Below are 26,892 nucleotides of genomic sequence, written 5' to 3'. Positions count from 1 at the left end.
CTTTTCGTCCATAATTTGCCTGTCTCCGTTGTTGGAATGAACATATCAAAAACAGGCAGATACACAGTTTAAATTACAGTCTCTAAGATAGCTACATCTCATCATCTGTTAATTGCGGTCATGTCATTAAATAATTTAAGCGTAACCACTTTTTTTCAACGTTACCGGCGAATTACATGTCATCCTCATTGTTACTTGTGTGCTCAAACACCCACTCAACATCCTGCCCTTGATACTGAGGCATCGCCTCCCCCTTATCGACACTTGTAACAACCTTGTAAGACTCATTCTTCCATAAACCTGTCTGAGGGCAGATTTGACCTGATGTTGATTTCGATGCTGGAGGTGTCGTCTTGTCGTTAAAGTAATTAACACTATCAATGTACCCATATCCAACACGATTTACTGATGAAACCATAAGAACTCCATACAATTATCCACTCTTGATCTATAACTGCGGTCATTAGCTCTGATAATTAACATCGCGACGATAATTAGTTGATGTATGTCACAAAACTTATGCGTTCCAGCTACACTGCGATCGGTCAATACGTTTTGGTAAAATCATTTTCTATCTGTATGCCAGGGGCTTTAAAGTAGTACCAGACCATTATTAATCCCTTTTGGGCAGGTCTCCGGTAGCTTGGTCAACGTAGACAGGTCAGCTTCCGGGGCGAAAATAGATATGCTATCGATAGGGAAAACGGTCACTATCTTCCGGGTGGTTTCGTGCAAGTCGGTTTTAGCTCCGTATCCCCAGACGAGGTGCGACGCATTCCTTTCCTGAGTGTATTGGGAAGGTTTGGTGGTTTTGACCCATTAGTTTAATGAATGTAATTGTTTTGATGAACTTTCACACTAAGCTTGTATTTTTCAATAAGTTACAGTTTTATAGAATTTGTGATTAGGTTTTTTATATTCTAACTGGTGTTATTATTAGCACACTTAAGAAGCATGGAAGCAATGCTAATGTCGTGTACATTTTTCATATGTTCGAAGAATTATTATCTGCAATATGGAATAGTATCTCTGCTTGGTAGTAGCCATGTTGTAGATGTCAGGAAAATTGTAACAGCAATGGACTATTCTTATTTCATTGCTTTATTAAATGGTGTGGGGGATATAAAAAGAAATAAAATGATTGTGATTATGGATAGCCATTTTATATCATTTGAGCAAAAGAAACAGATATCATTTTTCTTAAATCGTTTTAAGCAAGCTGAGGTTGCATTCCTTTTATTAGTCAATAAAAAGGCGCCACTTCAGGATGACTTCTTTGACATAAGTATATTTCATTTTAGCAAGGTTTTTTTTAGAGTTTGTTTGTATTCTGAGTTACTTCCAGCACAAATACTTTCTAAAATATTTGAAGTAAAATATCGTTTACTTTCTGGTGAAATGAAAAAAAGAGAGGGTAGTCCAGAGAAAAGAATGTCAGAAAGAGAGGAGGATATACTATCGCGACTAATGAAAGGCCGTTCATTACATGAAATTGCGAGTGAGTTAATGCTTTGTTATAAAACTGTAACCGTCTATAAATATAAAATTATAAAGAAGTTTAATTGCAGAACGTTCAGGGAGTTATATCTTTTGATGAACTAAATAGATTCATTTTGCGCATGTAAATAACGGGATTAAATACCAAATAAGCAATTAAGTGGGGTGGTTAAATGAAATCAAAAATGATGATGTCTATCAGCGCAATAATAGCGCTGAACATGGGGAGTCAGTGTTACGCCGCGAGCAATACGATTACCTTTGAGGGCGAAATCACGGCAGCAACATGTGATGTTATTATTGAAGGGCAAACAACAGGCACCGGTACCGTTAATCTTCCGCCAGTCTCGAGTTCGATTCTTACTGGGGCGGGAGCGACAGCAGGTCGTACTGATTTTGCGCTTATTGCGCAAAATTGTGATATGGGGACAAGCACATATACCAAAGTGGCCACCTTTTTCGAGGGCAGCAACTCAGGAGGTGCGGACGCGAACAACGTCGATACGGCGTCGGGCTATCTGAATAATACGTCGACCGCAACGACCCCAGCGACAAATGTGCAGTTGCGCCTTATTGATAAAACATCGAATAGTGTGATTAAAGCCGGCGATACCGATCAAATCACATCGGCCGGGTATGTCACTATTGATACAACCGGTAAGACAGCCCGCATGCCTTATGCTGTTGAGTATATTTCAGTGCCGGGTGGCGCAACGGTTGGGGCCGTGCATGGCAGTGTAGTATACGATCTGATGTACGAATAAAATTATTATCTTATTCCCTGGTAAAGTTAGGTGTAATTTCTTTATGTATTACTTAAATAAAAAGATGTTGAAAGTATTCTGTGCTTTCTCTGTCAGTATGTTATTCAGCCAGATTAGTCACGCCAGTATTGTTATCGATGGAACCAGAGTTATTTATCAGGGAAGCAAAAGTGAAGTTACTGTAAATCTGACCAATAAAAATAAAAAGCCAGTATTAATTCAGAGCTGGATTGATACTGGCGATGAAAGCATGTCGCCGGAACGCATATCGGTGCCATTTGTTCTGACTCCGCCGATTAACCGGGTGGATCCTGGCAACGGGCAAACGATACGGATTAGTTACACCGGGGTCCCTGCTTTACCTACAAACAGAGAGTCCGTGCTGTGGCTTAATGTCCTTGAAATACCAGCTAAAGCTAAAAACACTGATGCCACGCAGCAACAACTTAATATTGCCTTTCGTACCCGGATTAAATTGTTTTACCGGCCTGATGGGCTAGCGGGTAACAGCGATCAGGCCCCGGAGGCATTACACTGGCACTTTAATGGTGACGGCGTCAGCGTTCAGAATCCCTCCAGTTATGTGATCACGATCTTTACTGTCGATTATAAAGATAAAAGCGTCTCGTCGAGTATCAAGGGTGACATGCTTTTACCGGGTGGAACGAAAAATTTCAGACTTAAAAATACCGGGAACATGAGTTCTCTCTCTTTCAGCGCGATAAATGATTATGGCGTTCCTGTTATTTATAAAGCTAAAAGCTGATTTTCCTGAGTCTGGGACTGGTGCTTACTGTGAAGATTGAAGAAACTGGGCAAAGGTTTAATTCTTTGTTCCTGACATGCCTGTGTTCAGTTCCTTTTCTTTTTTTTATATCTTTTGCAGCAAAAGGTAGTGATGGAACTGATATTGAAAACAACGCTGTAGAATTTGATTCACAGTTATTACGCCAGGACAGTCAGAATAAAATTGACGTCAGCCGGTTTGCCTATGGCTCCAGTGTTCTGCCTGGAAAATATAAAGTTGATATTTTGGTTAATGACCAGTTGATTTCACATGAGGAGATCAGGTTTTTTGCCGAAGACAAAAAAAAGGTTTCGCCCTGTATTACGCTCAAGCTGGTAAAGTTAATTAGCCTTGATACAGGAAAGATACCGGTAGAGGCCAAAAAAGCCATAGAAGACTCAACCGAATGTGTTGATATTGTTCATCTTATCCCGGATGCAAGCGTTAAATTTAATACGGACAAACAGCAACTGGTCATTGAAGTTCCGCAAATATATATGCAACACGTTGCGCGTGGGGGTGTGGATCCGAAACTCTGGGACAGCGGGATCCCCGCATTTATGCTGGGGTATTATATGAATGGCTATGACTCTCACTATGACAATGGTGGTGCATCCCGTTCATTTTACACTTCACTGAATGCCGGGCTGAATATTGGCCAGTGGTATTTCAGACATAATGGCTCTTATAGCTGGACACAGGATACCGGGGGCGGTTATCAGAGCTCCAACAGTTATGTCGAGAAAGACACAACATTCTTACCCGGGCACCTGTTTTTTGGGCAATATTATACGTCAGGGCAGCTGTTTAATTCGGTTTCATTTACCGGTGCGCAGTTGGTCACCGACGACCGTATGTTGCCGGAGTCTCAGCGCGGCTATGCCCCGGAAATCAGAGGGGTGGCAAAAACAAATGCCAAAGTCACCGTGCGTCAGTCGGGAAATATTGTTTATCAGACAACGGTCACCCCTGGTGCTTTTGTCATTAACGATCTTGAGCCAACAGGCTATGGCGGAGACCTGGACGTTACGGTTGAAGAAGCCGATGGTTCTCAGCAACAATATTCTGTCCCTTATGCATCTGTTGCCCAGTCATTACGTCCTGGGGCGCAAAAATACAGCATTACGACAGGCAAGTTGCGTGATTATGACTCGGCAGAAAAGCCTCTTTTCTATGAGGTGACATTTATGCGCGGGATAACAAATATACTGACTGCCTATGCAGGAACGCAGGTGAGTAATCATTATCATGCAGCGCAGATGGGTACCGCGATAGGTACCGGCGCGGGGGCTGTCAGTGCCGATGTCACCCAGGCATGGAGCGATCTCGGTGGAGATACAGGTAAACAGACCGGGCAGAGTTATCGGGTGAGTTACAGTAAGCTGATTCAGGAAACTGACAGTAATATCACTATTGCTGCGTATCGGTTTTCCAGCGCAGGCTATATGGACTTACAGACCGCCATGCAGACGCGGGATGCTATTTCGCATGGCGATAATCCGGATTCTGTCTGGCGGTCAAAGAATCAATTCTCTTTGAGTCTGAATCAGGGCCTGCCAGCTAACTGGGGGAATATCTACATCAGCGCATCGATGCAAAACTACTGGAACAGCCAGAACGGATATAACACGCAGTATCAGATTGGATATTCCAACAGTTATAAATGGCTCAACTACAGTGTGAACGCCAGCAGGAATAAAACGGGAGACGGCGAAGACCAGACCATGTGGTATCTGAGTTTCTCGATGCCGCTTTCATTTGGCCATGCCGGGAGAACTCCCTACCTGAATGCACGATATAACCAGGATAACAGTGGCAGTAAAGGGGAGCAACTCAGCCTGACGGGATCTCTGGGGGACGACAGTCAGTACAGCTATAACCTTAACGCGGCGCATGATAACAACTCAGGCACATCAGGAAGCGTGGGTGGTTCGTGGGAAGGCAGCAGGGCCACGCTGGACGGAAGTTACAGCGCTGGTAGTGGATATAGCAGCACATCTGTAGGGATGAAGGGGGGGATCGTTGCCCACTCCGGCGGTATTACGTTCTCTCCGTACAGTAGTGATAGCTATGCGCTGATTGAAGCTAAAGGGGCGGAAGGGGCAAAAGTGTCAGGAGCAAGTGGCGCGACTGTCGATTCTTCAGGTTATGCGTTGTCGCCGTCACTGATGCCGTATCAGTTGAACCATGTTGCCATTGATCCGGAAGGTTCCGATTTAGGCGTGGACTTTGATAATACTTCTCAGGATGTTGTGCCGCGGGCAGGCTCGGTAGTGAAAGTGAAGTTTAATACTCAAACAGGCACACCACTGCTAATCACATCATCATGGAAAGGAGAACCTCTGCCATTCGGTGCAGATATTTTCGATGATGATAACACCTATATTGGCGCGGTATCTCAAGGGGGCGTTATTTACGTAAAAGTCAGTAGAACCAAAGGTAAATTAACCATTAGATGGGGAGAGGGCACGCAGCATCAGTGCCAGGTTGCGTATGCATTATCAACTCCGAATTCAGTAAATAAAAATTCTTTTCAGCGTTTTTCAAGTGCATGCCAATAAGTCCTTGTTTATTTTTTTAGTCTGGAGGTGGATGTGTCACTTGTTTTTGTGGATAGAAATTTTTCGTCATGCTTTGTTATTTGTGTGGGTAAAGTATTTGAGTCGAGTATGAAAATAATATATCAAGTATTGTTATCAATCATTATTATGGTTGTGCTTTCCTGTTTTTTTACAACTCGTGCTTCCGCATTGGTTTGTGATGGTATAACGGATGTAGGAGGGAATTATGAGATACCACACTCAGGGATAAACATCACTTCCCCAAATACTGGAGGAGGATTTGCATTATTATATACCGTTGATACTAGTATTATTGGCGGGCCGAATAGGATACGCCCTTCATGTCCCCCAGGTACGGAGGGTATAGGTTATACAATAACAAACGTCCCTGCAGGAACTATTTATTCCTATTCCGGTTATACAATTTATCCCACAACAGTGAAAGGGATCGGTGTTTCTTTTAATAGTGCAACTTCTAGCCATAAGGAGACGATATTGCAGTGGCCAGATATTACATTATTATATTCCAGAATGCCGGATTATACTGTGGATTTGTGGGTGACAATCAAAGTTTGGAAAACACCTGAATATACCTATCAGACGAATGCAATAAATTTTACTGGGCCTGTATTTAATGAGGTGGTACAGGCGACTGGTTCCGATACAATATCAAAATGTCCATCAGATCGTTTAGATGAACGAACATGTGTATATGTTAGTCGCACATTAGTAGGCAACACACAGTTTACCTCGGGTACATGCCAATTGACTAACTCAGCTCAGATTGTGCATATGGGAAAAATTCCATCTTCGGAGGTTGGTATTACGCCATGGGTTGATGCAAGCTTTTCTCTTAATTGTCCGACTGCATATGGTTATGGCGGCGCTGTTCATAATGCATACAACGAGAATGATACTGAAGATGGTTCAGTGAGTTCTAATAATACAAAAAACAACACGGTAAAAATCCAAATCATTCCTTATTCTGAAGTTGTTGATCCTGAACACGGGATTATGTCCCTAAACAGTGGAGGTGCTGAGGGCGTCGGTATACAACTTGCCTGGGGTCCAACATCTGAACAGTCAAATACTCCTCCGAATCCAGTTAATTTTGGTACGGCGGTAAATATATCAGCACTAAACAGCAATTTCAGAGATGGTCCTTATGAATATGGTAGTAATGCTTCATCTTCTCAGAATAACTTGATTAATATGGCTGCACGTTATGTTAAAACCACCGGGAAAGTCGTTCCAGGTCAGGTAAATGCTGCTATTGAAGTGATGGCTAGTTATGAATAATAGTTAGGCTTAAATGAACTACTAAATATAAGATACGTGATGATAGCGTGGTAGCAAGAGTCTTAAAGGGGATTTTCATTTATGAAAAATGGATTTTATCTTATTGGTGTATTATTTTTATGGTCAGGGGTTTCGTTTCTATATGCTAAGACAATTACATGCACCCAACAAGACGATCCCTGGTCAAGCATTAATAGCGTTATTGAGTTAACCCCAGAAGATGTAGCAATTACGGTGGGGTCGCATATACCTGATTATACGGTGATTTACACTCAGGATAATGTCAATTTAGGACAGAATCTTACCTCCTGTGATAGCGGTGCATATCTTTATGAAACAATAATAGAGCAGGGATTAGTGTCATTAAATTATGTTTCTGGGGATTATATTTATCCTACAAACACTTCTGGTATTGGCATATCAATTAGTGACAATAGTAAAAATACCTCACTTGTTGTCTATCCATACACTACCCAAATTGGGGCAACAAATAAATATTCTGGCTATTCACTTGTGGCGAGGATAAAATTCTGGAAAATCCCGGGTGAAATCCCTCTTTATTCAGGTTCATTATCTGTCACTGGTCCTTTGGTTGCGCAGATACTACAATCTTCGGGGAACACATTTAAGAGCCAGGAGGATGTGCAAGATAGAATCTATGCAGATGGCAATATTTACATTGCAAGCTCAAGAAAACTGCATGCGACATTAATCTTCCAACCCGGTACGTGTGAAATTGAAGGTGGTGGTGTGGTAGTTAAAATGGGTCGCCAGCCTGGGGTCAGGAATGAAAACTCACCCTGGAAAGATGCCAGTTTTAAATTATTTTGCAAAGATGCGCATGGGTATGGCGGTGCTTCTGCAATGAATAATTCAGGGGAGTCGCCATTTGGCCCTGGACCGTCAGCTAAGGTGACATCTAAAAATAATTTGCAGAACGGAAGGGTAAAATTGAACATCATTCCTTATACTGCGATCGTTGATGCAGATAATGGAATAATCGGCTTAGATGGTTCGGGGGCTAAAGGATATGGAATACAACTTGCGTGGGGAAGTTTTTCATCACAGTCTGATGGAATACCGGTCAATCCGGTTTTATTAGACCGTTCAGTATATGTAAGTGATATCAACAATAACTTCCGCTCGACTCCGACGCCTATAGACGGTAACGCATTTACAGGTGGCGATAATACTATTCAAATGGCCGCGAGGTATGTTCGCATTGATGGTGAAGTCATGGCAGGAACAGCCAATGCCGCAATTGAAATTGTAGCAAGCTATGAGTGATGAATTCCTTTATCTAACATAAAATGGAATTGAAAAAAACTAATATAACGCATTTTAAAACATACATAAAGGACGTTGACTTACAACTTTAAATTTCAGGCTGAATTAATATGTCTGAATTGCATTAAGATCAACTATAATGTATTTATGCCACTGGATAGCAAGGTGTTTTAATGACAAGAAAAAAAGCGTTGAATCTTAATTTGATACCTGTTCTTTGTGCTTTAGTTGAAACCCATAGTGTCTCCGAAGCGGCGAAAAGACTTGGCGTTGCAAACTCAGTAATAAGCTATTCGCTCGGAGGCTTAAGAACATATTACGGGGACCCTTTGATGGTACGCACCGGGGAGGGTATGAGGCCTACCGGGAAGGCTATTTTTCTTTATAAAAAGTATCGTACAGCTTTGGATTTGATTGAACTTGATGATTCACAAGGAGTTTACACTAACGCAGGCATTGGGAAAATTTATCGGATCAGAACGAATTCATTAATTGAGGTCTGGCTTGTTAACCAGATGATGGAAAGGAATCCCATTTTTAACCAATGTACTGTGGATTTTGTCTACCCCAGAACGACGCAGGAACATCGGCTGGATGCGCTTCGCAAACGATTTGTAGATATTGATTTTGGTACGCCTCTTGAGGCCGACCGCTCGATTATGCAATCTATGGGTTTGATTAAAGGAGCAACATTAATGTGTCGTCGAGCGCACTCAAGGATAAAGGGTGACAGTGTAGATATCGACAGCCTTGGAAATGAAGAATTAGTTCACTGGATATCCTATGCTGAGCTATCTGCGCAATCGGTACCAGTTTTCAACAATGATGTGCTTTCGGTGCTGAGTATCCCGTATAGATCATCAAACATAGTCTCATTAATATCTGCCGTTTCATTAACAGACCTACTTTGTCTTGTCCCCACCCAACTTGCCGATTTTTATAGCGGGGCATTTGATTTGAAAAAATTGTCCGTAGCTTTTGAATTTGACAATGTGGTGCCAGTTGCACTAAACGTGCATAAAGATGGACTTAAGGATCCAGTCATTAGTGAGCTGGTTAAAATTTTAAAAGAAAAATTTCTGAGTTAAATCGAGCATAACCTCGATGCTGCTGAGATAAGCATGCTGTTATCTGTCTGAACAATGATGAAGAGGACTCTATCGTAAAAATGGAAGTAGAATCTGGGACTATGTACCATTTCATATGAACCTTAAGCAAGGTTTGGGGGCAAATTTGGGGGCATTTTTAAGGGCAGGGACATGAAAAGGGACACATTAATAGCTGCTATACCCCGCTATTAACTGTCCCTGCAATTTCTTATCTTACTGATTTATATGTATGTACTTGAGTTTACGACTGATTGTTTTTTTCCTGTGTAATTGCAGAGTAATTAAGCAAGTTGATTATATTTTGTTGATTTTGCAGCGTGTTTTTTATTCAGGCTGTGCGCTGGGGGCATAATGTGGGCTCTTACGTGAGCTCAGTGAAGCGGTTAGAATAGAGTCATGTTTCTCAGGGATGATGATAATGACTGAATATTGGTGGAAAGACCTGTTTGATCGCAATGATCACTGGCAGGGTCTCGAGTTGACGCTCCAGGAAAACCCGAAAATCCCGTTGGCCCTGGAAATGCTCAGTGGGTGTAATGGGCGAATGGCACTGCAGGCCGGCGCAGAGATGCTCTTCTGGGCTTCGATGCGGGAAGACCATTCGGGCGCCTGGGTAGTGTTCAATACGGATCATCCGGGTAGTCAGGGACTATTGCCCGCAGTGACATCACAGAACATCGAACGGATAAAAAGCAAAGGACAGGAGGCCTGGAGCCGCGAATGGTGTCGATTTTTTTCTCATCAATTAATGCATGCGCCTGTGCCGCTTTTGTCTTCTCACCGCTGGCTATTAAGCCCGATGGTGCAAACCCCACGTTCATCACCTTATTCATTACAACAGTCTGTATCTGTAAAAGAGTGGCGCTTTGATTCACCTGAAAGCGTCGGCAATGTTGGCGTCCGTTGGACGTTGTATGGTGAAGATTTCCCCGATCTCGTGCATCCGCAAAAGGTCAGGTTGGCTGACTGGTGGTGGGGAAATGATCTTCTGCTTGGGCGATATCCGATCGACGCGGATGCCGGAAGATTGAAATGGTGGCGCAAAAAATGTCGTGAAGGGACGTTGCCGCCCATACTGATCTGGTTTATCGGCGGACTGGGATCGTTTGTCATTCTGGATGGACATTACCGTTTACAGGCGGCGATAACTGAAGAGATCCCGCCCTCATTTTTAGTGGTAAGCGAGCTGAATGAGCGTGTCATCGCGGGCGATCCTGTACACCGGGAACGCATCCTTCGGGCGCTGGAAAAGCAACAGCGCAATAATACCGAAGCGAGTATTAATGCCATCAACCAGACGTTGATAAACCTCTATGACACGCGTTATTTCTACGCCTCAACCCGTAGCCGGGCTATTCTGGGCGAGGGCACTCGCTGGGCTCAGGAATTGGACAACTTTTTGCAAAAGCATCACCTGGAAGCGTATCGGGAAAAGATATTCAGTCGGGTTAACGATTATTCTGGCAGGTTGTAAAACGTGTCTGATGCCATTTTCAACAAGTCCCGAATGTTGCGTCATCCGGGGCTTTTTGACGTTATGGCGAGTCGTTGCAACTGGCATCTTTATGTCTGGCCCAGTCGACCATGCCCTGGAAGTCGACAATGACCACGGATTCATCCCCGACGACCCAGGCATCGTGCCCTGGAGGGATGCGTGACAGATCGCCGGGGCGGCAATCAAATTCACTGCCATCATCCATTTTTACCCGCAGCACTCCGGCAACGTGATATTGAAAATGCGGGGCTTCACAACTCTTAGTTCCCGCAATCGACTGGATCGATGTTGCCCACCGCCAGCCGGGCTCCAGCACCGCACGCCCGACTATTGCACCGCCGATATTGAGAAGTTCCAGGCGTCCATTCGCAAACTCACGAACTTCGTCCGGTATATCGAATGACTTCACATCTGCTTTGTCCATTGCGCACCTCCTTAGCTTGATTACGCACATGGCCGCACTTCAATTATATCAGTCGTGCCTGGAATCGCGTAAAATATCGGCTTTCTGCCGCAACGGTACTGGCTAACTCAACCAAGTGAATTTTTGATGAAAAACAACCATGCGCTTTCCCTGATGTGTTTACAGATGCTGGAATCTGGGGCGAATCGCCGTACGGTGAAAAGAGCCCTGACGTCCTATCGTGTAAAGGGGCGTCAGGCGGTGATATTGCTCTGCAAGCAAGAGATGGTGTTGTTGAGAAGCGGAAAATTGCGTTTTTCAGAAAACGGGTAGGCCCAGCCCGAGCTTCACTTCCCTTAATGTTTTCTGCGTGACGTCGTGCGCTCGCTCACTCCCATTTTGCAATAGCGCCATCAACATACCTTTATCCTGAATGTAGGTTGCACGACGTTCGCGCATGGGCGCAATGAGTTCTTGTAAACAAACCTCCAGCTCGTTTTTGCAGGTTTTATCCCCCAATCCACCTTGCTGATAGTTCACTTTCATCTCTGCGACTTTTGCTTTGTTCGGGTGAAATGCGTCCAGATAGGTGAAAACCATGTTGCCGTCTATCTGCCCAGGGTCGGTCACTTTAAAATGGTGAGGGTCTGTGTACATTGCACTGACCGCGCGATGAATCGTCTCTTCACTGGCAGAAAGGAGCAGCGTATTGCCGAGCGATTTTGACATTTTGGCGTTGCCGTCGATACCCGGGAGGCGGCTGGTATCGCTCAGCATGGCTTTACAATGGTGTAAAACGGGCGTGGGTAACAGACTGTTAATTTTATGCACGATTTCATTTGTCTGTTCGATCATCGGCAATTGATCGTCGCCAACGGGAACCACTTTCGCTTTGAAGGCAGTAATATCTGCCGCCTGACTGATGGGATAAACCAGAAAGCCAACCGGCAGCGAGCGGGCGAAGCCTTTCTGCGCAATTTCGTTTTTCACCGTTGGGTTGCGCTCCACGCGCGCCACAGTAACGATGTTCATATAAAGCGCCGTTAGCTCGGTAAGGGCAGGGAGTGCAGACTGTAAACAGAGTGTCGTCAGTGAGGGATCAATTCCTGCGGCGAGATAATCGGCGAGAACTTCGGGAATGTTGTCGCGGACCTTTTGCGGATTGCTGCCGTTATCGGTGAGGCCCTGAAGATCGGCAACCAGCACAAACTGTTGATAATCGTGTTGCAGGGCAACGCGCTGGCGTAGCGAGCCGACAAAGTGGCCGAGATGCAGCGGACCGGTTGGACGATCGCCAGTAAGAATAATGGTTTTGTTGTTCATGTCAGACTCCTTAAGTTGCAAACCGAAAGGCGTCTTTTAAATGTAAATAACCGCCTTTCGGCGGTTATTTAAAATGGGGAAAACACATTCTGGCCGCCTTTAAGAAGGCTGCCACCACAGGTTGTGATTAAAACTGTTTACATTGTGTTTTGTATTCATTGGATGAACATATCACGGCATGATGAAGAGGTAAAGCCGCGCAGGTTCTGCTTTCTTGCGCGGCAACTATTGTTATCGCACGTTCTCGCGCAACAGCACTTTGCCCGTCAGGTACGTTGTGGCCTGTCCACCGATATGGACACGATCGCCCATTAATTTGCAGCGTAAATCTCCGCCACGTTCGGATACCTGACGGGCCAGCATCTGTGTTTTGTTCAGTTTTTCAGCCCAATATGGGATAAGCATGCTGTGCGCCGAACCTGTGACAGGGTCTTCCGCGACGGACTCTCCCGGGCAAAAGAAACGGCTGACAAAATCGTATTCTCCGTCGCCCGGCGCCGTAATGCAGACCATTTTCCCCAGTGGAAGCATGGCATGAATATCCGGGCGTACTGCGGTAACCTGCTGCTGATTCTCCATGACGACCATATAATCGCGTGCCACGCGTACCTCTTTGCATTCCGTGATACCCAGTGTTTCCAGCAGCAATGGTGGCGGTGTAACGGATTCGGTTTTCCAGGCGGGGAAATCAAGCGTCAGCCATTCGCCACTGCGCGTCACGGTAAGCGGGCCAACAAACCGGGTATCGAAATGAATCGAGATATCCGGGTAGTCAAGATGTTCAAAGATGACGTGCGCGGCAGCCAGTGTGGCATGCCCGCATAAATTGATCTCACCCTGAGTGGTAAACCAACGTAGCTCAAAGCCGCTATCGGTGGTGACAAAGAAGGCGGTTTCTGACTGGTTATGTTGCTGAGCCATTTTTAATAATGTCTCATCGGGCAACCATTCAGTGAGGGGGCATACCGCTGCGGCGTTGCCACCAAAAGTGGTGTTGGTAAAGGCATCTATCATGTAAAAATCAACGAGCTTCATCGCATAATCCTCTTATCGTTCTCCGGGCTGCTCACGCTCTACCATGCCATGACAACGCGCAATTTCGTATTTTTTTATGCTGTAGCAGCTCATAATCTTCGAGGCGTGTCAGCGTTTAACTCGCTTCCAGCATACCAAAGCTCACAATCCGTGAACGGCCCAACTCTTTTGCGCGATACAGCGCCACGTCTGCGGCACGCAACAGGTTGTCGCTCTGGGCGTGCAGCGGGTAGCAGGCAACGCCAATAGACACATCAATATGACTGATGTCCGATGTTCCAAAGCGCAGCGTCATTTCGCGCACGCCGTTGTAGATGTCCGTCGCCATGCCGTTAGCTTCGTCTTCATCCATGCCGCTGAGCAGGACCAGAAACTCTTCACCACCGTAGCGGAAGGCCATGCCGCTGTCGCGCACGGCGCGCTGAATAATGGCGGCAACGCCTTTGATCACTCCGTCGCCCGCCTCGTGGCCGAAACGGTCATTGATATCTTTGAAGTGATCAATATCAATCATCAGGCAACTGATCGGTTCGTGATTACGTATCGCCTGACCCATCTGGGTGCGTAAGGTGTCGTCCAGATGATGGCGATTACGCAGGCCGGTCAGTGGGTCGTAGAGCGCTTTTTCCAGTAACGCATCGCGCAGACGCTGGTTGGCTAATGCCAGACCGAGCGCTTCCGCCATCAGCTCCAGATATGCACGGGAAGGCGCGGTGTCATTGCTGAGATTCTGGAATGAGAGCAGGCCGATAGCCTCGCCCTGGGCAATCAGCGGAACGCACAGGGCGTGATCCTGGCATGACTCCGGCAGGTGGTAACAGGCGATATCCGGTTCGCCGTGAACCGGGGGATGACTCTGCCCGCGACGCACGGCCCAGCATTCATCCGGGTGGAAGGCATCCGCTTTTCCCTGCGGTGAAAGCCATTCGGCGACGCAGCGCATTTGCCACGGGTCCCGGTCAAGAATGTAGAGCCGTCCGGCGATGCCGGGGGCAATATTCGGCGCGAACAGTTGGGCAACATTGATAACGTCGGCAAAGTTCTCGCAGCCCTGTAAACGCTGAGTCATCCGTGCCAGCAGTTCACGTATCGCCCAGTCGGCGTCACGCTCTTTTTCCAGCCGCTGTCGCACCAGGCCGTTCTCGCGAAAAATGCGGATAGCCTGCGCCATATCGCCGATTTCATCAATCTGGTTAAAGTTAGGTGTTTCAACCGCGTAATCCTGCGAGGCGAGGCGATGAACGACGTCGCTCAGGCGCACAACGGGGCGCAGCACGCGACGTTTTAAAATAAAACCGAGGACGAACAAAAACAGCAGAGCCGTCAGCCCGACCATAACTTCGGACAGTGTGCGCAGCATGCGGGACGTTTGCGTGGCGTCCTCAATGGCGTTGCGTGCGCGACTGTCGAGCATCTGGCGGAAATGGTCTATCTTCTCTTGCGCCTGTTCGAGTTCCTGTTCATACGGTTTGCCGAACAGCAGAGCGATAGCCTGCGCCTCTTCTCCGCGCTCCACGCTGGCAAGCGCGGCTTCTTGTTCGTTCTGGAGCGCATCAATAATTTGTAACCCTTCGTGCAGTAATGCCAGCTCTTCACCCGTTGCGCCGCTGTCCTTCAGTTTAGTCAGTCGGTGTTCAACGGCTTTTAGCGACGCTTCTTTCTGCTGATAGGATTGCAACGCATCAGGATCTTTACTGACAACATACTGGCGCGCCAGATCGGACAGTGACCAGGCATCGATTTCCACTTCTTCTGTTAGTTGATCGAAGAGATATCGCTGTTCAACTGCCTGACGTTCAGTGTTATCGGCGCTGGACGCCATTAGCATGACCACGCCGGAGGCGATGGTCAGGCATACCGTCGCGCTGTAGGCCCAGTTTGTTATTGTGGCTATTCGCACCTGTTTGTTCCTTTTGCGACAACTAATGAATGTGCATGATTGAAATTATAGGAAACGTATGATTTTGCGTGAAAATAAAAAGGCGGCCTGCGGCCGCCTTTTGTTATCGTCATGCTTTTATAAATCTGGAGAGTTTTTTCCCTCTTCCATAAAGGCTTTGTCTATCTCTTCCGCATTACCTTCATGGTCGCGCCCGGAAAACAGGTTCCAGCAGGCAAGGAACAGTGCTGCAATCAACGGGCCAATAACAAACCCGTTGATGCCGTAAATCTCCATCCCGCCGAGGGTTGAAATTAAAATGAGATAATCCGGCATTTTAGTATCTTTACCCACCAGCAATGGGCGCAGAATATTGTCCACCAGCCCGACGATAATCACGAAGAATCCAACGATAAACAGTCCTTGCCACAGCTGCTGCGTGGCGAAGAGGAAAATCGCCGCCGGGACCCAGACGATTGCCGATCCCACGGCTGGTACCAGCGAGAGAAACGCCATCAGTGCGCCCCACAGCACGCTGCCGTCGATACCCACAATGGCAAAAGCAATGCCGCCGAGCGTGCCCTGAACGATCGCGACCACCGCGGTGCCTTTTACCGTGGCCCGCGTGACGCCGACAAATTTGGCGAACAGGTGCTGTTTGGCGAAATCGGTAAGCGGCAAGGCGTCCAGAATCTGGCGCACCAGGTATGGCCCGTCCTTCAACAGGAAGAACAGCAGATACAGCATGATGCCGAAGCTGATGGCAAAACCGAATGTTCCTTTGCCGATCAGAAACGCGCTACCGGCGAGATACTGCCCACCCTGCAATGCGACGTCGGAGAGCTTTTGCTGGATCTGCGCGACGTTATCCAGGTTGTTTTCCGCAAGGAATCCTCTGGCCCAGTCGGGGAGATACGACAGGATCGCGGTGACCACTTCCGGGAACTGCGTGTTGTTCTGTTGCAGCTTGGTGTATACCACGTTCAGTTCGAGCGCCAGCGATGACAGGATCACCATCAGAGGGATAAAGACAATCAGGCAGATAATGCCGATGGTAATAAGCGACGCCAGCCCGTTACGATCGCCCAGCGCGCTGCGCAGTCTGTTTTTCACCGGGTTAAAAATGGTAGTTAATATCGCGGCCCACAAAATGGCGGAAAAGTAGGGGGACAGCACGTCAAAGAATGCCCAGGTAACGAGGGCGAGGATGAAAATGAAGAAACCTTTGGTCAGTCCGTTAAAGCGCATCAGTGGATCCTGTAAATGAGAAGCAGTCCCGACTATAGAACTGTTCAGGGGATTTACCAACCTGCAACTGTCGTGGTGCCAGGACGTGTTGAGCTAAACGGACGTGGGTGCGCCGTAAGTAGACCGCGATTTATTAATGTCCGGTGTTCACTCTTTTACCAATATCTTTGAGTTGAGAATACTTTTCCAACAGCTGCGGGGCGTCATCAAGGCTCATGGCAAACATCCACATATATGTCATAACTGAGTATATGTGGCCAGCATCAGCACCCCCGCCCAGCGTCATGATGAGGATCGTCATGCCAAATAGCAGGGCAACCACGATGCCGATGGACAGATAGCCAAGCGCTTCACGATCGGACAGACAAATACGCAGCCTGGACAATAGACGGTAATGCCTGCCGAGCGGAGAGGGAGACGCGCTGTTTACCATGGCTATCTCTTTTTCGAGTCGATTATTCAGTCGCAGGAAAAGCGCTTCGTTCTTACGCGTATAACCGCTCAGGAACAGTGAAAAGAATGCAAGAATGGCAATGCAGGCAATTCCCGTCCAGAACTCAATAACCAGCAGCATTATTGCAGCTCCCAGAATAGAAGCGATAGATGTGATCAGCGCAGGTAAATGCTTTTCAAAAAAATCGACGAACTCCCGGGAAAGCGCAACTCGTGCGGCAATGGTGGACGTATTCTGATTATCCCGACGTTGCGTGAGAATGACGGGAACGGCCAGCTCAGCATAGATCCGGGTAAATGTCCGGGTATCAACACTGCGGCGGGCAGCCCCGATGGCCCACATAATAAATACCACAACGGCATAAAAAACAGCGTGCAAGGCATTACCCGCAATAATCGCATTGATAGCAAATCCAGCCATTAGCGGGTACAACAGGTACGTCAGGTTCTCGGCAACCACAAGAAGAAAGGTGACCAGAAGTTTTTTACTGTGACGGCGGGCCAGTGATTTAAGGGTGCCAACCGCACTGTATGCGGCCGCAGATTTTTCGTGACTATTCAGGCTTATCATTATCTGTAATTCTGTTAAAATTAATAATTGAGCAACCGCTCAATTATTGAAGTGTGAGTGTATTTGAGCAATTGCTCAAAGTCAATGCAGGTTGGAATGATGAAAAAAAAGACAGAAGAACTGAAAACACGGATTCTGGATGGCGCGGTGGTGCTGTTTATTGAAAAAGGAATAGAAAAAGTAACGACTCGGGAGTTGACTGAACATCTCGGTCTTTCGCGCAGCCACATCTATCATTACTTCAAGGGCTGGCAGTCATTGCGTCTTGCCGCGCTGGGGCGATACATGGAGAAGGAGCTGGAAGAGTTAACCGAGTCTTTATCCGGGCGTGAATCCCGCGAAAAGCTGAGCGTGATCATCAAATATTATCTTCCTGAAGGTCCGGATGCCGTCTGGCAGCTTTATGATTCTTTGTGGCGCCTCGCGAGTCATGATGTCGCTTATGCCGAGCTTGCAGAGCGCAATATGAATTGCTGGATGGAATTGATAGTCGGAATTATTCGTGAAGGCGTGGAGATGAAAGCGTTCCGGGCGACAGATGCAGAACGTGTCGCGCGCCAGTTCGTCGCCATGCTTAACGGCTACTCAGAGAACCTGATTATTCACCCTTCAGCTGAAAAATGTCGGTTGGCCAGCGACGATTTACACGACTTTATCGGGCATATGTTGTAAACCCGCATAGTCCGCGCGTTGCCCGTGCTCAGGAAGGCGAGAATGGAAAGAGCTGATAAACCGTCACCATCGCGGAGATACTCAATAACACGCTGATAATAAAGTAGGTTTTGAATGGCTGCTTCTGTGTTTTGTGACGGAAGAGCTGTTGACCTGCTATCGCGCCAGGCCATCCACCGACAACACCTAGCATTAGTAACGTGGATTCTGGCACTCTGCGCCAGGCCTTTCGCGCCGCCATTTTGTCCACGCCGTAAATCACCAACGTCAATAAGTTGGCGAACAGTAACCATGCAATAAAGGGATGAGACGTAAAAATGCTGCCGATCGCCGCGAATAACAGTAACAAATAACAACAGCGATTGAGATTCATAGCATCAGCCACGGCAATTTTCAGAGTGTATCGAAGCCGCATTGTACGCAATACCCATGGCGATTCACAATGGTATTACCTCTGGCATAAAGGTTACGCTGATTCGCCAGTCGGCTGGAAATTCGTTATGATCTGCTCCCGCACTCTATCCTGGCAGCCTGATGTCTACCATTATCGATACCTTTATTGCTCCGCCGTGCCATGATGAGATAGAGATCCTCTATCAGGACGATCATCTGCTCCTCATCAACAAGCCCACAGGGCTGCTGAGCCTGTCGGGGAAAAACCCGCAAAACCTGGATTCAGTACATCACCGGCTGGTTCAGATTTATCCCGGCTGCACGCTGGTTCATCGGCTGGATTTTGGCACGTCCGGTCTGATGGTGATTGCCCGCAACAAGGCGATTAATGCCGCGCTGTGCCAGCAGTTCAGCCAGCGTGCAGTCACCAAGGTGTACAGCGCGTTGCTGTGTGGACATCTGAACAATGATGAAGGGATGATAGACGCCGCCATTGCCAAAGATCCGGCGCTGTTCCCGCTGATGTCGATATGCGCCACCAGGGGGAAAGCCGCGCGCTCACGTTATCGGGTCGTTGAGCGCTTGCATCACCCGCAGGAAGATGGGACGGTACTGCCGCTAACACGGGTACAGCTTTTCCCCGAAACCGGTCGCACCCATCAGCTGCGTATTCACTGTCAGCATCTGGGACACGCTATCTGGGGATGCGATCTGTATGGCGGGCGTTCATTGCCAGGCACTGAGCTGACACCGCGACTGATGCTGCACGCCAGCGAGTTGCATTTTAAGCATCCCATCAGCGAAGAGTGGATTAACGCGCAGAATGCCAGTCCGTTCTGAACGCGTTAGAGAAAATAGCCGCCGTGCGGCGGCTAGTGCGGGGATTATCGCGCAGCGCGTTGCAAAATGATGGCGGACGGCTGGCGTTGCAGGTAGCGCATACGCAGCATCATCAGGACTGCGGCAGAGGTCAGACCGATAATAAAGCCTATCCAGAAGCCTGCAGGTCCCATGCGGTCAACCACCAGGTCGGTCAGCGCGAGAACGTATCCGCTCGGCAAACCCAGAACCCAATATGCTGTCAGGGTGATAAAGAAAATGGAACGCGTATCTTTATACCCACGCAGGATCCCGCTGCCAATAACCTGAATCGAGTCTGATATCTGATACACGGCGGCCAGCAACATGAGCTGTGCCGCCAGCGTCACAACTTCAGGGTTATTGTTGTAGAGCAGGGCGATTTGCTCACGCAGCGTCACGGTGAAGACTGCGGTCATCACCGCCATACAAACACCGACACCTAACCCCGTTCTTGCCGCGGTTTGCGCGTCAAGCGTTGAACCCTGGCCCAGACGATAACCGACGCGAATCGTCACGGCGGCTGCCAGCGACATCGGCAGGACGAACATTAACGAGCTAAAGTTCAGTGCTATCTGGTGTCCGGCGACGTCAACGATCCCCAGTGGGGAAACCAGCAATGCCACTACGGCAAACAACGTCACTTCAAAGAATAACGCCAGAGCAATCGGTAAGCCCAGTTGGATCAGGCGCTTCATTACCGCGGTATCTGGCTTCTGGAAGCCACGTACGTTGCGAATGTCACGCATTGAACGCGCACGTTTGACGTAGGAAAGCATGGCGATAAACATCACCCAGTACACCGCAGCGGTGGCTACACCGCAGCCTACGCCGCCGAGTTCCGGCATGCCAAAGTGGCCATAGATGAAAATGTAGTTAACCGGAATGTTAACCAACAGGCCAAGGAACCCCATGACCATCGCCGGTTTGGTTTTTGCCAGACCTTCACACTGGTTACGGGCAACCTGGAAGAATAAATAGCCCGGCGCGCCCCACAACAGCGCACGCAGGTAACCTACGGCTTTATCGGCCAGCGCCGGATCGATGTTATGCATGGAGCGGATAATGTACCCCGCGTTCCACAAGACCACCATGATCAGCACGGATACGCTGCCCGCCAGCCAGAAACCCTGGCGTATTTGGTGGGCAATGCGATCGCGGCGACCAGAGCCATTAAGTTGCGCAATGACCGGCGTCAGAGCCAGCAGGAGACCGTGACCAAAAAGAATGGCCGGGAGCCAGATGGAGGTCCCGATAGCAACGGCGGCCATGTCCGTTGCGCTGTATCCTCCCGCCATGACGGTATCGACGAATCCCATTGCGGTTTGGGCGATTTGCGCAAGAATCACCGGAATTGCCAGAGCTAATAACTGACGCGCTTCAATTACATACTTTTGCACGTTTACACCATTATATTGTTGTTATTTGAGAGACTAAAAAAGCCGCCTTAGAGGGCAGCAAGAAGAAAATACTGGGGAAATTGCAGTCTATTGTAGCGAGGAATACGTAATTCTCCAGTGAAAAAACAGGTGGGGGCGGCGCATTGCTGGCAACCGCAATTTTCACCTGCTATTGTGCTCAGCAGAGATGTCTTAATTACGTTCAGGAGTTAGAGGTATGTTTACGGGTATTGTGCAGGGCACCGCGAAACTGGTGTCTGTTGATGAGAAACCAAATTTTCGCACGCATGTAGTGGAGTTACCTGAATACATGCTGGATGGGCTGGAGACGGGCGCATCGGTGGCACACAATGGTTGTTGTCTGACGGTGACGGAAATTAACGGCAACCAGATAAGCTTTGATCTGATGAAAGAAACGCTGCGTATCACCAATCTTGGCGACCTGAAGGTCGGGGATTGGGTCAACGTTGAGCGTGCGGCAAAGTTCAGCGATGAGATCGGCGGGCATTTAATGTCGGGCCATATTATGACCACCGCTGAGGTGTCAAAAATTCTGACATCTGAAAATAATCGCCAGATCTGGTTTAAAGTTCAGGACCCGTCGCTGATGAAATACATCCTGTACAAAGGATTTATCGGCATTGACGGCATCAGCCTGACGGTCGGGGAAGTAACGCCGACGCGCTTTTGCGTGCATCTGATACCGGAAACACTGGAGCGTACGACGCTTGGCAAGAAAAAGCTGGGCGCACGGGTTAATATCGAAATTGACCCGCAAACGCAGGCGGTTGTGGATACCGTTGAACGTGTGCTGGCGGCAAGAGAAAGCACAACAAGCAACGTTACTGGCGATATCTAAGCTAACGCGTTTGCTGGCCCCCGATGAATTCGGGGGCGAAAATGACTAACGCGGAACGCGCAGGCCGTGTTCTATGCCACGAGAGAAAACAACCTGCCAGAGCTGAATATCCCGGGCGCGAAATGCACCGGCGCACGCATTCAGGTAGTAGCTAAACATGCGTTTAAAGCGTTCGGTGTAGTTATCAGCGATTTCAGGCCAGGTCGTCATGAATCGCTCATACCAGGCCATCAGCGTGGTATCGTAATCGGCGCCAAAGTTGTGCCAGTCTTCCATCACAAAATGCGCTTCGCTGGCTTTCGCAATCTGGCGCACCGACGGCAAGCAACCATTCGGGAAAATATACTTATTAATCCACGGGTCAACGCTAACATCGGTTTTTTGGGCGCCGATGCTATGGAGCAAAAACAGACCATCCTGCTTTAAATTGCGATCGACAACATCAAAATAGGTGCTGTAGTTTTTCGGCCCCACGTGCTCAAACATACCGACGGAGACAATCCGGTCGAAGCTCGCGTTCAGGTCGCGGTAATCCTGCAGCAGAATAGTGACGTCCAACCCTTCACAGCGCGCTTGCGCCAGTTTCTGCTGCTCAGCTGAAATAGTCACACCCACCACGCTAGCACCATATTGCGAGGCCATAAAGTGCGACAAGCCTCCCCAGCCACAGCCAATGTCGAGTACGCGCATCCCCGGTTTGAGCTGCAATTTCTCGGCAATCATTTTGAGCTTCGCCTGTTGGGCAGATTCCAGGGTCGTGGCGTCCTTCCAGTAGGCGCAGGAGTATTGCATGTACGGATCAAGCATGCGGGTGAAAAGATCGTTACCTAAATCGTAGTGTTCTTTTCCGACAACCCACGCGCGTTTTTTATTCTGCAAATTGAACAGGCGTGCGGTGGCGATACGCAGCGTATCTTTAAAATGGCGGGGGAGTTGGCCTTCAAGACCGGCGCGTAAAACCTGAGTAAAAAAGATGTCCAGCCGATCGCATTCCCACCAGCCGTCCATATAACTTTCACCTAAACCCAGCGAACCCTCTTGTAAAACACGTTTGAAAAATTCGGGGTTTTTAATGCGAATATCTGCCGGAGCGGTGCCATTAATGGTAATACCCGCACGGCTCAACAACTCATTGGTGATTCGGTACCAGTCATCATCCGGTACGCTGACGTCTTCTATACACGATGAACTCATAGCTTCTCCATCACTGGTCGGTGATCAGAACCTTAAAACAGCGTAGACGCTTTTTTTGGGCTATGTGAGAAATCTCACGGAATTAATCCGTGAATCTATTATCCGACGTAGAACAGAGGAAGGGAGAACCCCTTACCGAAAAGACCATCCGTGGTTAAACGGGAACGTGCTTGTTCCCGTTAACACATAAAAATTATCGTTTTTTTAACAACTGAGAATCAGTATAGGCCTCAATTTTGGGGGATTCAATAGAATGTTGTTAGCCAGCTAATTAATAATAAAGTGTTATGAATGCGATTCACCGTGCGCAATCGCAGGTACATCATCTGCCAGAGAGCCACTTTTTTTCTGCAATTGCATTTTGTAACCCACGGCCGCCAGCAGCACCGTTATCAGCATCACGCTGGTGGTGGTGAGCAGTGGGGTGGAGATCAACCAGGAAACCACAAGGCTTGCCAGGAAGCATAAACCCAGTTGTAGCGTGTTCTGCAATGCGGCTGCGCGTCCTGTGGCCTGTGGGAAAGGACGTAACGCCTGTGCGACGACAATCGGGTAGATAGCTCCGTTCGCTATTGCCATCACGCAGAATGGGATCAGGATTTCGGCCAGCGCAACGTGGGGGATAAAGCCGGTCGCCCAGGTGGCGATGACGCTCACGGCATAAAGAACGAGCAGCCACGGCAGCAACTGGCGACCTTCCCATTTCTGCAGGGCGGCACGACAACCGTATCCACCTATCAAAAAGGCGATAGTTTGTGGCACATAGCTCAGGCCAATGACGGCCGGGCTGTAGCCCATTTCGCTCAGGATAAACGGCGAACCGGTCAGCCAGGCGAAAAAGCTCGCGGAGCAGGCAGCATAAATCAGCACATTGCCACGGTATGTTCTGGAGCGCAGCAGGGTGGCAAAGGTCAGTTTATCCTGACCATCGTCACGTGCCTTTGCCGTCGGCTTCAGGCGCAGAGCCGGTATCATCAGGATCAGGGTGATTGCAAACAGGGTGGCAAAGATAGCCTGCCAGGAAAAATGCACCAGGATCCAACTGCCTAATAATGGCGCGAGTGCGGGAGACAACCCAACCAGAGGCATAATCGTGGCAAAGATGCGGTTAACTTTTTGCGAGGGATAATAATCGGCAACCAGCGCCTGCCAGATAACCGACGCCGCACAAACGCCTACGGCCTGGATAAAGCGCAGCACCAGCAAGCCGGTCGCGTTTTCGACCCACAGCATACCGAGACTGCCTAGCGCGAAGATGGATAAACCCAGCAGCAAAATGGGCTTGCGACCATAATGATCGGAGAGTGGCCCCCACAGAAGTTGCGCGACGGCAAAACCAGCTAAGAACAAGCTAAGGCTGGCGCTGACGGCAGACGCAGGGGTTTGCAAATCAGACTGAATAGCCGCAAATGCTGGCAAATACATATCCGTTGCCAGAAAACCGAGCACGCTAAGACCTGCCAGCCAGATTAAAAACCCTTTTCCAGGTTGCATCATCATTTCTCTTTTTAGTAGTAAAACAGTGTCGCTGAGTGTAGTGAGTGTAATTCTTACTGTGAAACGCTAATATTTGCATACTGATTTCAAATTTTTTGCAGGCAGAGTATGTGGTCGGAATATTCCCTTGAAGTGGTTGACGCGGTTGCGCGTAACGGCAGCTTTAGCTCTGCCGCCCAAGAGTTGCACCGTGTGCCTTCGGCGGTAAGCTATACCGTGCGGCAACTGGAGGAGTGGCTGGCTGTGCCACTTTTTGAACGCCGCCATCGGGATGTGGAATTAACGCCCGCAGGGGCGTGGTTTTTAAAAGAAGGGCGCTCTGTTATCAAAAAAATGCAGATCACCCGCCAGCAATGTCAGCAAATTGCCAACGGCTGGCGCGGTCAACTGGCGATTGCGGTCGATAATATCGTCCGACCGGAACGGACCCGGCAGATGATTGTGGACTTCTATCGTCATTTTGATGATGTGGAGTTAATCGTTTTTCAGGAAGTGTTTAACGGCGTCTGGGATGCGCTGTCAGATGGGCGCGTTGAGCTGGCTATTGGCGCGACGCAGGCCATTCCGGTAGGGGGGCGTTACACGTTTCGCGATATGGGGATGTTGAGCTGGAACTGCGTGGTAGCGAGCCATCATCCGCTGGCGTCGATGCCCGGACCGCTCAGCGACGATACGTTGCGCAACTGGCCGTCGCTGGTGCGTGAAGATACCTCCCGCACGCTGCCAAAGCGCATCACCTGGCTGCTGGATAACCAAAAGCGGGTGGTGGTGCCTGACTGGGAATCATCCGCGACCTGTTTATCGGCGGGGTTATGTGTGGGGATGGTGCCGACGCATTTTTCTAAACCGTGGATCGACAGCGGTAAATGGGTCGCGTTACAGCTAGAGAATCCCTTTCCTGATGCCGCCTGTTGCCTGACCTGGCAGCAGAACGATACGTCGCCCGCGCTGGGCTGGCTGCTGGACTATTTAGGGGACAGCGAAACGCTGAATAAAGAGTGGCTGCGGGAGCCGGAATAAGGCCCCCGCACAACAGATTAACGACGGTAATCGCGGAACGGACCGTCGGCAACGGAGCGACGTTCTACCAGGCGCGGATGTACTTCAATTGACTGTGACACTTCGCGCTTATTCACAATACGGTCTAACAGCATGTTAAAGGCCGTTTCACCGAGAGAATCCTTCGGCTGGTGAATGGTGGTTAATGCCGGTGTGAAGAAACGGGCATTACGCACGTTGTCATAGCCAATCAGCGACACATCCTGCGGGACGCGTAAGCCCATTTCGTCAGCTGCGCAGAGCGCGCCCATTGCCATGATATCGCCACCACAGAAAACGGCGGTCGGGCGATGCGACTGAGAAAGGATCTGCTGCATGGCGCGATACCCGGATTCAGGCTCAAAATCACCCTGGACAATCCAGTTCTCTGGAACTTTAATCAGCGCTTCTTCCATCGCTTTCATAAAACCAGCCAGACGACCGGCTCCGGTGTTGCGCTCCATAGGGCCAGGGATCACGCCAATCTCGCGATGACCGCGCTCAACCAGATAACGACCCGCCATATAACCGCCTTCGAAGGCGTTATCAATGACCGTATCGGTAAAGTCGGCTTTGGCTTCGCCCCAGTCCATTACCACCATCGGAATATGGCGATACTCTTCGAGCATGGAAAGCAGAGACTCCGGATATTCTGAACACATCACCAGCAGACCATCCACGCGCTTTTGCGCCATCATGGAGAGATAGGCCTGTTGTTTTTCGAGGCTGTTCCACGCGTTGCCCAGAATCAGGGTGTAGCCTTTCTGGAAGCAGTTCTTCTCAACGGCTTCGATGATTTCCGCAAAGTAAGCGGCTTCGCTGCTGGTCGCCAGCAAGCCGATTGATTTGGTGTGGTTCACCTTCAGGCTGCGCGCCACTGCGCTTGGGGAGTAATGTAACTCTTTAATCGCAGCCCAAACGGCATTGCGCGTTTCTTCCGCGACAAAGCGCGTTTTGTTAATTACGTGTGATACGGTTGTAGTGGAAACGTTTGCTCGCTTCGCCACATCTTTAATTGTTGCCATTACATCTCACTCCAGACCATATCCTAAGCTCCTGAGAATACTCCAGGTAAACGTTTGCCTTACACACCCTTCGCGCAACATCAGGGTTGCGGCACGCCAGGAAAACGACACGGAACGTCAGGAAGGGGTCAATGGCCGGTACGCTAATTAAGTAAGCGTGGAATTTTGTCTGATCTTAACGAAAAGGGGAAGAGTTAAAAGCAGTTATCAATATAAATCGTGAGAGATTTTTGCTTTCAAGTGTG

24 protein-coding genes are annotated in these 26,892 nt (G+C 48.6%); 12 read left to right on the top strand and 12 right to left on the bottom strand.

The features are described from left to right. Positions 1-172: 172 nt before the first annotated feature. Positions 173-418 carry a hypothetical protein gene (locus tag JQ822_RS07630; protein ID WP_213132939.1) on the bottom strand — a complete coding sequence of 82 codons (246 nt, stop codon included), beginning with the start codon at positions 416-418 and terminating at the stop codon, positions 173-175. A 659-nt stretch (positions 419-1,077) separates the two neighbouring features. Here JQ822_RS07630 and JQ822_RS07625 point away from each other — a divergent pair. From JQ822_RS07625 to JQ822_RS07590, 8 genes are all read left to right on the top strand, one after another. Continuing rightward, the gene (locus JQ822_RS07625) at positions 1,078-1,602 is read left to right on the top strand and encodes a helix-turn-helix transcriptional regulator (RefSeq protein ID WP_213132938.1); all 525 of its coding nucleotides are present in this window, start codon (positions 1,078-1,080) and stop codon (positions 1,600-1,602) included. A 68-nt stretch (positions 1,603-1,670) separates the two neighbouring features. After that, positions 1,671-2,261 (top strand): fimbrial protein, encoded by a 591-nt coding sequence (locus tag JQ822_RS07620; RefSeq protein ID WP_213132937.1) that lies wholly within the window; start codon positions 1,671-1,673, stop codon positions 2,259-2,261. A gap of 43 nt (positions 2,262-2,304) precedes the next feature. Continuing rightward, entirely contained in the window at positions 2,305-3,027 is a 723-nt protein-coding gene (locus JQ822_RS07615; RefSeq protein WP_213132936.1) for a fimbrial biogenesis chaperone, read from the top strand. 29 nt (positions 3,028-3,056) lie between these two features. Then, a complete protein-coding gene (locus tag JQ822_RS07610; protein ID WP_213132935.1) occupies positions 3,057-5,609 on the top strand; it encodes a fimbria/pilus outer membrane usher protein in 2,553 nt (850 codons plus the stop codon). Between the two features lie 33 nt (positions 5,610-5,642). Beyond that, complete coding sequence (locus JQ822_RS24555; protein WP_213132934.1) at positions 5,643-6,908, top strand: fimbrial protein; 1,266 nt, start codon at positions 5,643-5,645, stop codon at positions 6,906-6,908. 81 nt (positions 6,909-6,989) lie between these two features. Then, a complete protein-coding gene (locus JQ822_RS07600) occupies positions 6,990-8,195 on the top strand; it encodes a fimbrial protein (protein ID WP_213132933.1) in 1,206 nt (401 codons plus the stop codon). A gap of 173 nt (positions 8,196-8,368) precedes the next feature. Continuing rightward, positions 8,369-9,283 (top strand): LysR family transcriptional regulator, encoded by a 915-nt coding sequence (locus JQ822_RS07595; protein WP_213132932.1) that lies wholly within the window; start codon positions 8,369-8,371, stop codon positions 9,281-9,283. Between the two features lie 439 nt (positions 9,284-9,722). Beyond that, a complete protein-coding gene (locus tag JQ822_RS07590) occupies positions 9,723-10,778 on the top strand; it encodes a hypothetical protein (RefSeq protein WP_213132931.1) in 1,056 nt (351 codons plus the stop codon). A 61-nt stretch (positions 10,779-10,839) separates the two neighbouring features. Here JQ822_RS07590 and JQ822_RS07585 read toward each other — a convergent pair whose 3' ends face one another. From JQ822_RS07585 to JQ822_RS07560, 6 genes are all read right to left on the bottom strand, one after another. Then, positions 10,840-11,223: a cupin domain-containing protein gene (locus JQ822_RS07585; protein ID WP_213132930.1), complete on the bottom strand. Its 384-nt coding sequence runs from the start codon at positions 11,221-11,223 to the stop codon at positions 10,840-10,842. A gap of 297 nt (positions 11,224-11,520) precedes the next feature. Beyond that, a complete protein-coding gene (trpS, locus tag JQ822_RS07580) occupies positions 11,521-12,525 on the bottom strand; it encodes a tryptophan--tRNA ligase (protein ID WP_213132929.1) in 1,005 nt (334 codons plus the stop codon). A gap of 231 nt (positions 12,526-12,756) precedes the next feature. Continuing rightward, on the bottom strand, positions 12,757-13,560 hold the full coding sequence (locus tag JQ822_RS07575) for a PhzF family phenazine biosynthesis protein (RefSeq protein WP_213132928.1): 804 nt from the start codon (positions 13,558-13,560) through the stop codon (positions 12,757-12,759). 115 nt (positions 13,561-13,675) lie between these two features. Continuing rightward, a complete protein-coding gene (locus JQ822_RS07570) occupies positions 13,676-15,460 on the bottom strand; it encodes a diguanylate cyclase (RefSeq protein WP_213132927.1) in 1,785 nt (594 codons plus the stop codon). Positions 15,461-15,577: 117 nt separating this feature from the next. Beyond that, positions 15,578-16,687, bottom strand: a complete 1,110-nt coding sequence (locus JQ822_RS07565; RefSeq protein ID WP_213132926.1) for an AI-2E family transporter — start codon at positions 16,685-16,687, stop codon at positions 15,578-15,580. A 133-nt stretch (positions 16,688-16,820) separates the two neighbouring features. After that, the gene (locus tag JQ822_RS07560; protein WP_213132925.1) at positions 16,821-17,711 is read right to left on the bottom strand and encodes an ABC transporter six-transmembrane domain-containing protein; all 891 of its coding nucleotides are present in this window, start codon (positions 17,709-17,711) and stop codon (positions 16,821-16,823) included. A 99-nt stretch (positions 17,712-17,810) separates the two neighbouring features. On the opposite strand from JQ822_RS07560, the gene JQ822_RS07555 reads away from it, so the two are divergent. Next, on the top strand, positions 17,811-18,383 hold the full coding sequence (locus JQ822_RS07555; RefSeq protein ID WP_213132992.1) for a TetR/AcrR family transcriptional regulator: 573 nt from the start codon (positions 17,811-17,813) through the stop codon (positions 18,381-18,383). A 28-nt stretch (positions 18,384-18,411) separates the two neighbouring features. Here JQ822_RS07555 and JQ822_RS07550 read toward each other — a convergent pair whose 3' ends face one another. After that, complete coding sequence (locus JQ822_RS07550; protein WP_213132924.1) at positions 18,412-18,756, bottom strand: DUF1294 domain-containing protein; 345 nt, start codon at positions 18,754-18,756, stop codon at positions 18,412-18,414. A gap of 161 nt (positions 18,757-18,917) precedes the next feature. Between JQ822_RS07550 and JQ822_RS07545 the strand changes: the two genes are divergently transcribed. Next, positions 18,918-19,616, top strand: a complete 699-nt coding sequence (locus tag JQ822_RS07545) for an RluA family pseudouridine synthase (RefSeq protein ID WP_213132923.1) — start codon at positions 18,918-18,920, stop codon at positions 19,614-19,616. Between the two features lie 44 nt (positions 19,617-19,660). On the opposite strand, the gene mdtK is transcribed toward JQ822_RS07545, so the two are convergent. Beyond that, entirely contained in the window at positions 19,661-21,034 is a 1,374-nt protein-coding gene (gene mdtK, locus JQ822_RS07540) for an MdtK family multidrug efflux MATE transporter (protein WP_213132922.1), read from the bottom strand. A gap of 217 nt (positions 21,035-21,251) precedes the next feature. Here mdtK and JQ822_RS07535 point away from each other — a divergent pair, with 217 nt between their 5' ends. Further along, complete coding sequence (locus tag JQ822_RS07535; protein ID WP_213132921.1) at positions 21,252-21,893, top strand: riboflavin synthase subunit alpha; 642 nt, start codon at positions 21,252-21,254, stop codon at positions 21,891-21,893. A gap of 45 nt (positions 21,894-21,938) precedes the next feature. Here JQ822_RS07535 and cfa read toward each other — a convergent pair whose 3' ends face one another. Then, positions 21,939-23,087: a cyclopropane fatty acyl phospholipid synthase gene (gene cfa, locus JQ822_RS07530; protein WP_213132920.1), complete on the bottom strand. Its 1,149-nt coding sequence runs from the start codon at positions 23,085-23,087 to the stop codon at positions 21,939-21,941. Positions 23,088-23,372: 285 nt separating this feature from the next. Continuing rightward, the gene (gene punC, locus JQ822_RS07525; protein ID WP_213132991.1) at positions 23,373-24,581 is read right to left on the bottom strand and encodes a purine nucleoside transporter PunC; all 1,209 of its coding nucleotides are present in this window, start codon (positions 24,579-24,581) and stop codon (positions 23,373-23,375) included. 111 nt (positions 24,582-24,692) lie between these two features. On the opposite strand from punC, the gene punR reads away from it, so the two are divergent. Next, positions 24,693-25,604, top strand: a complete 912-nt coding sequence (gene punR, locus JQ822_RS07520; protein WP_196208096.1) for a DNA-binding transcriptional activator PunR — start codon at positions 24,693-24,695, stop codon at positions 25,602-25,604. A gap of 17 nt (positions 25,605-25,621) precedes the next feature. Here punR and purR read toward each other — a convergent pair whose 3' ends face one another. Further along, a complete protein-coding gene (purR, locus tag JQ822_RS07515; protein WP_135321705.1) occupies positions 25,622-26,647 on the bottom strand; it encodes an HTH-type transcriptional repressor PurR in 1,026 nt (341 codons plus the stop codon). Positions 26,648-26,892 lie beyond the last annotated feature (245 nt).

Origin of the sequence: Citrobacter sp. FP75 (assembly GCF_018342065.1) — a bacterium.
Lineage (GTDB): Bacteria > Pseudomonadota > Gammaproteobacteria > Enterobacterales > Enterobacteriaceae > Citrobacter.
Note: the sequence above shows the minus strand (reverse complement) of the source record. Positions and strands in the feature narration are given on the sequence as shown.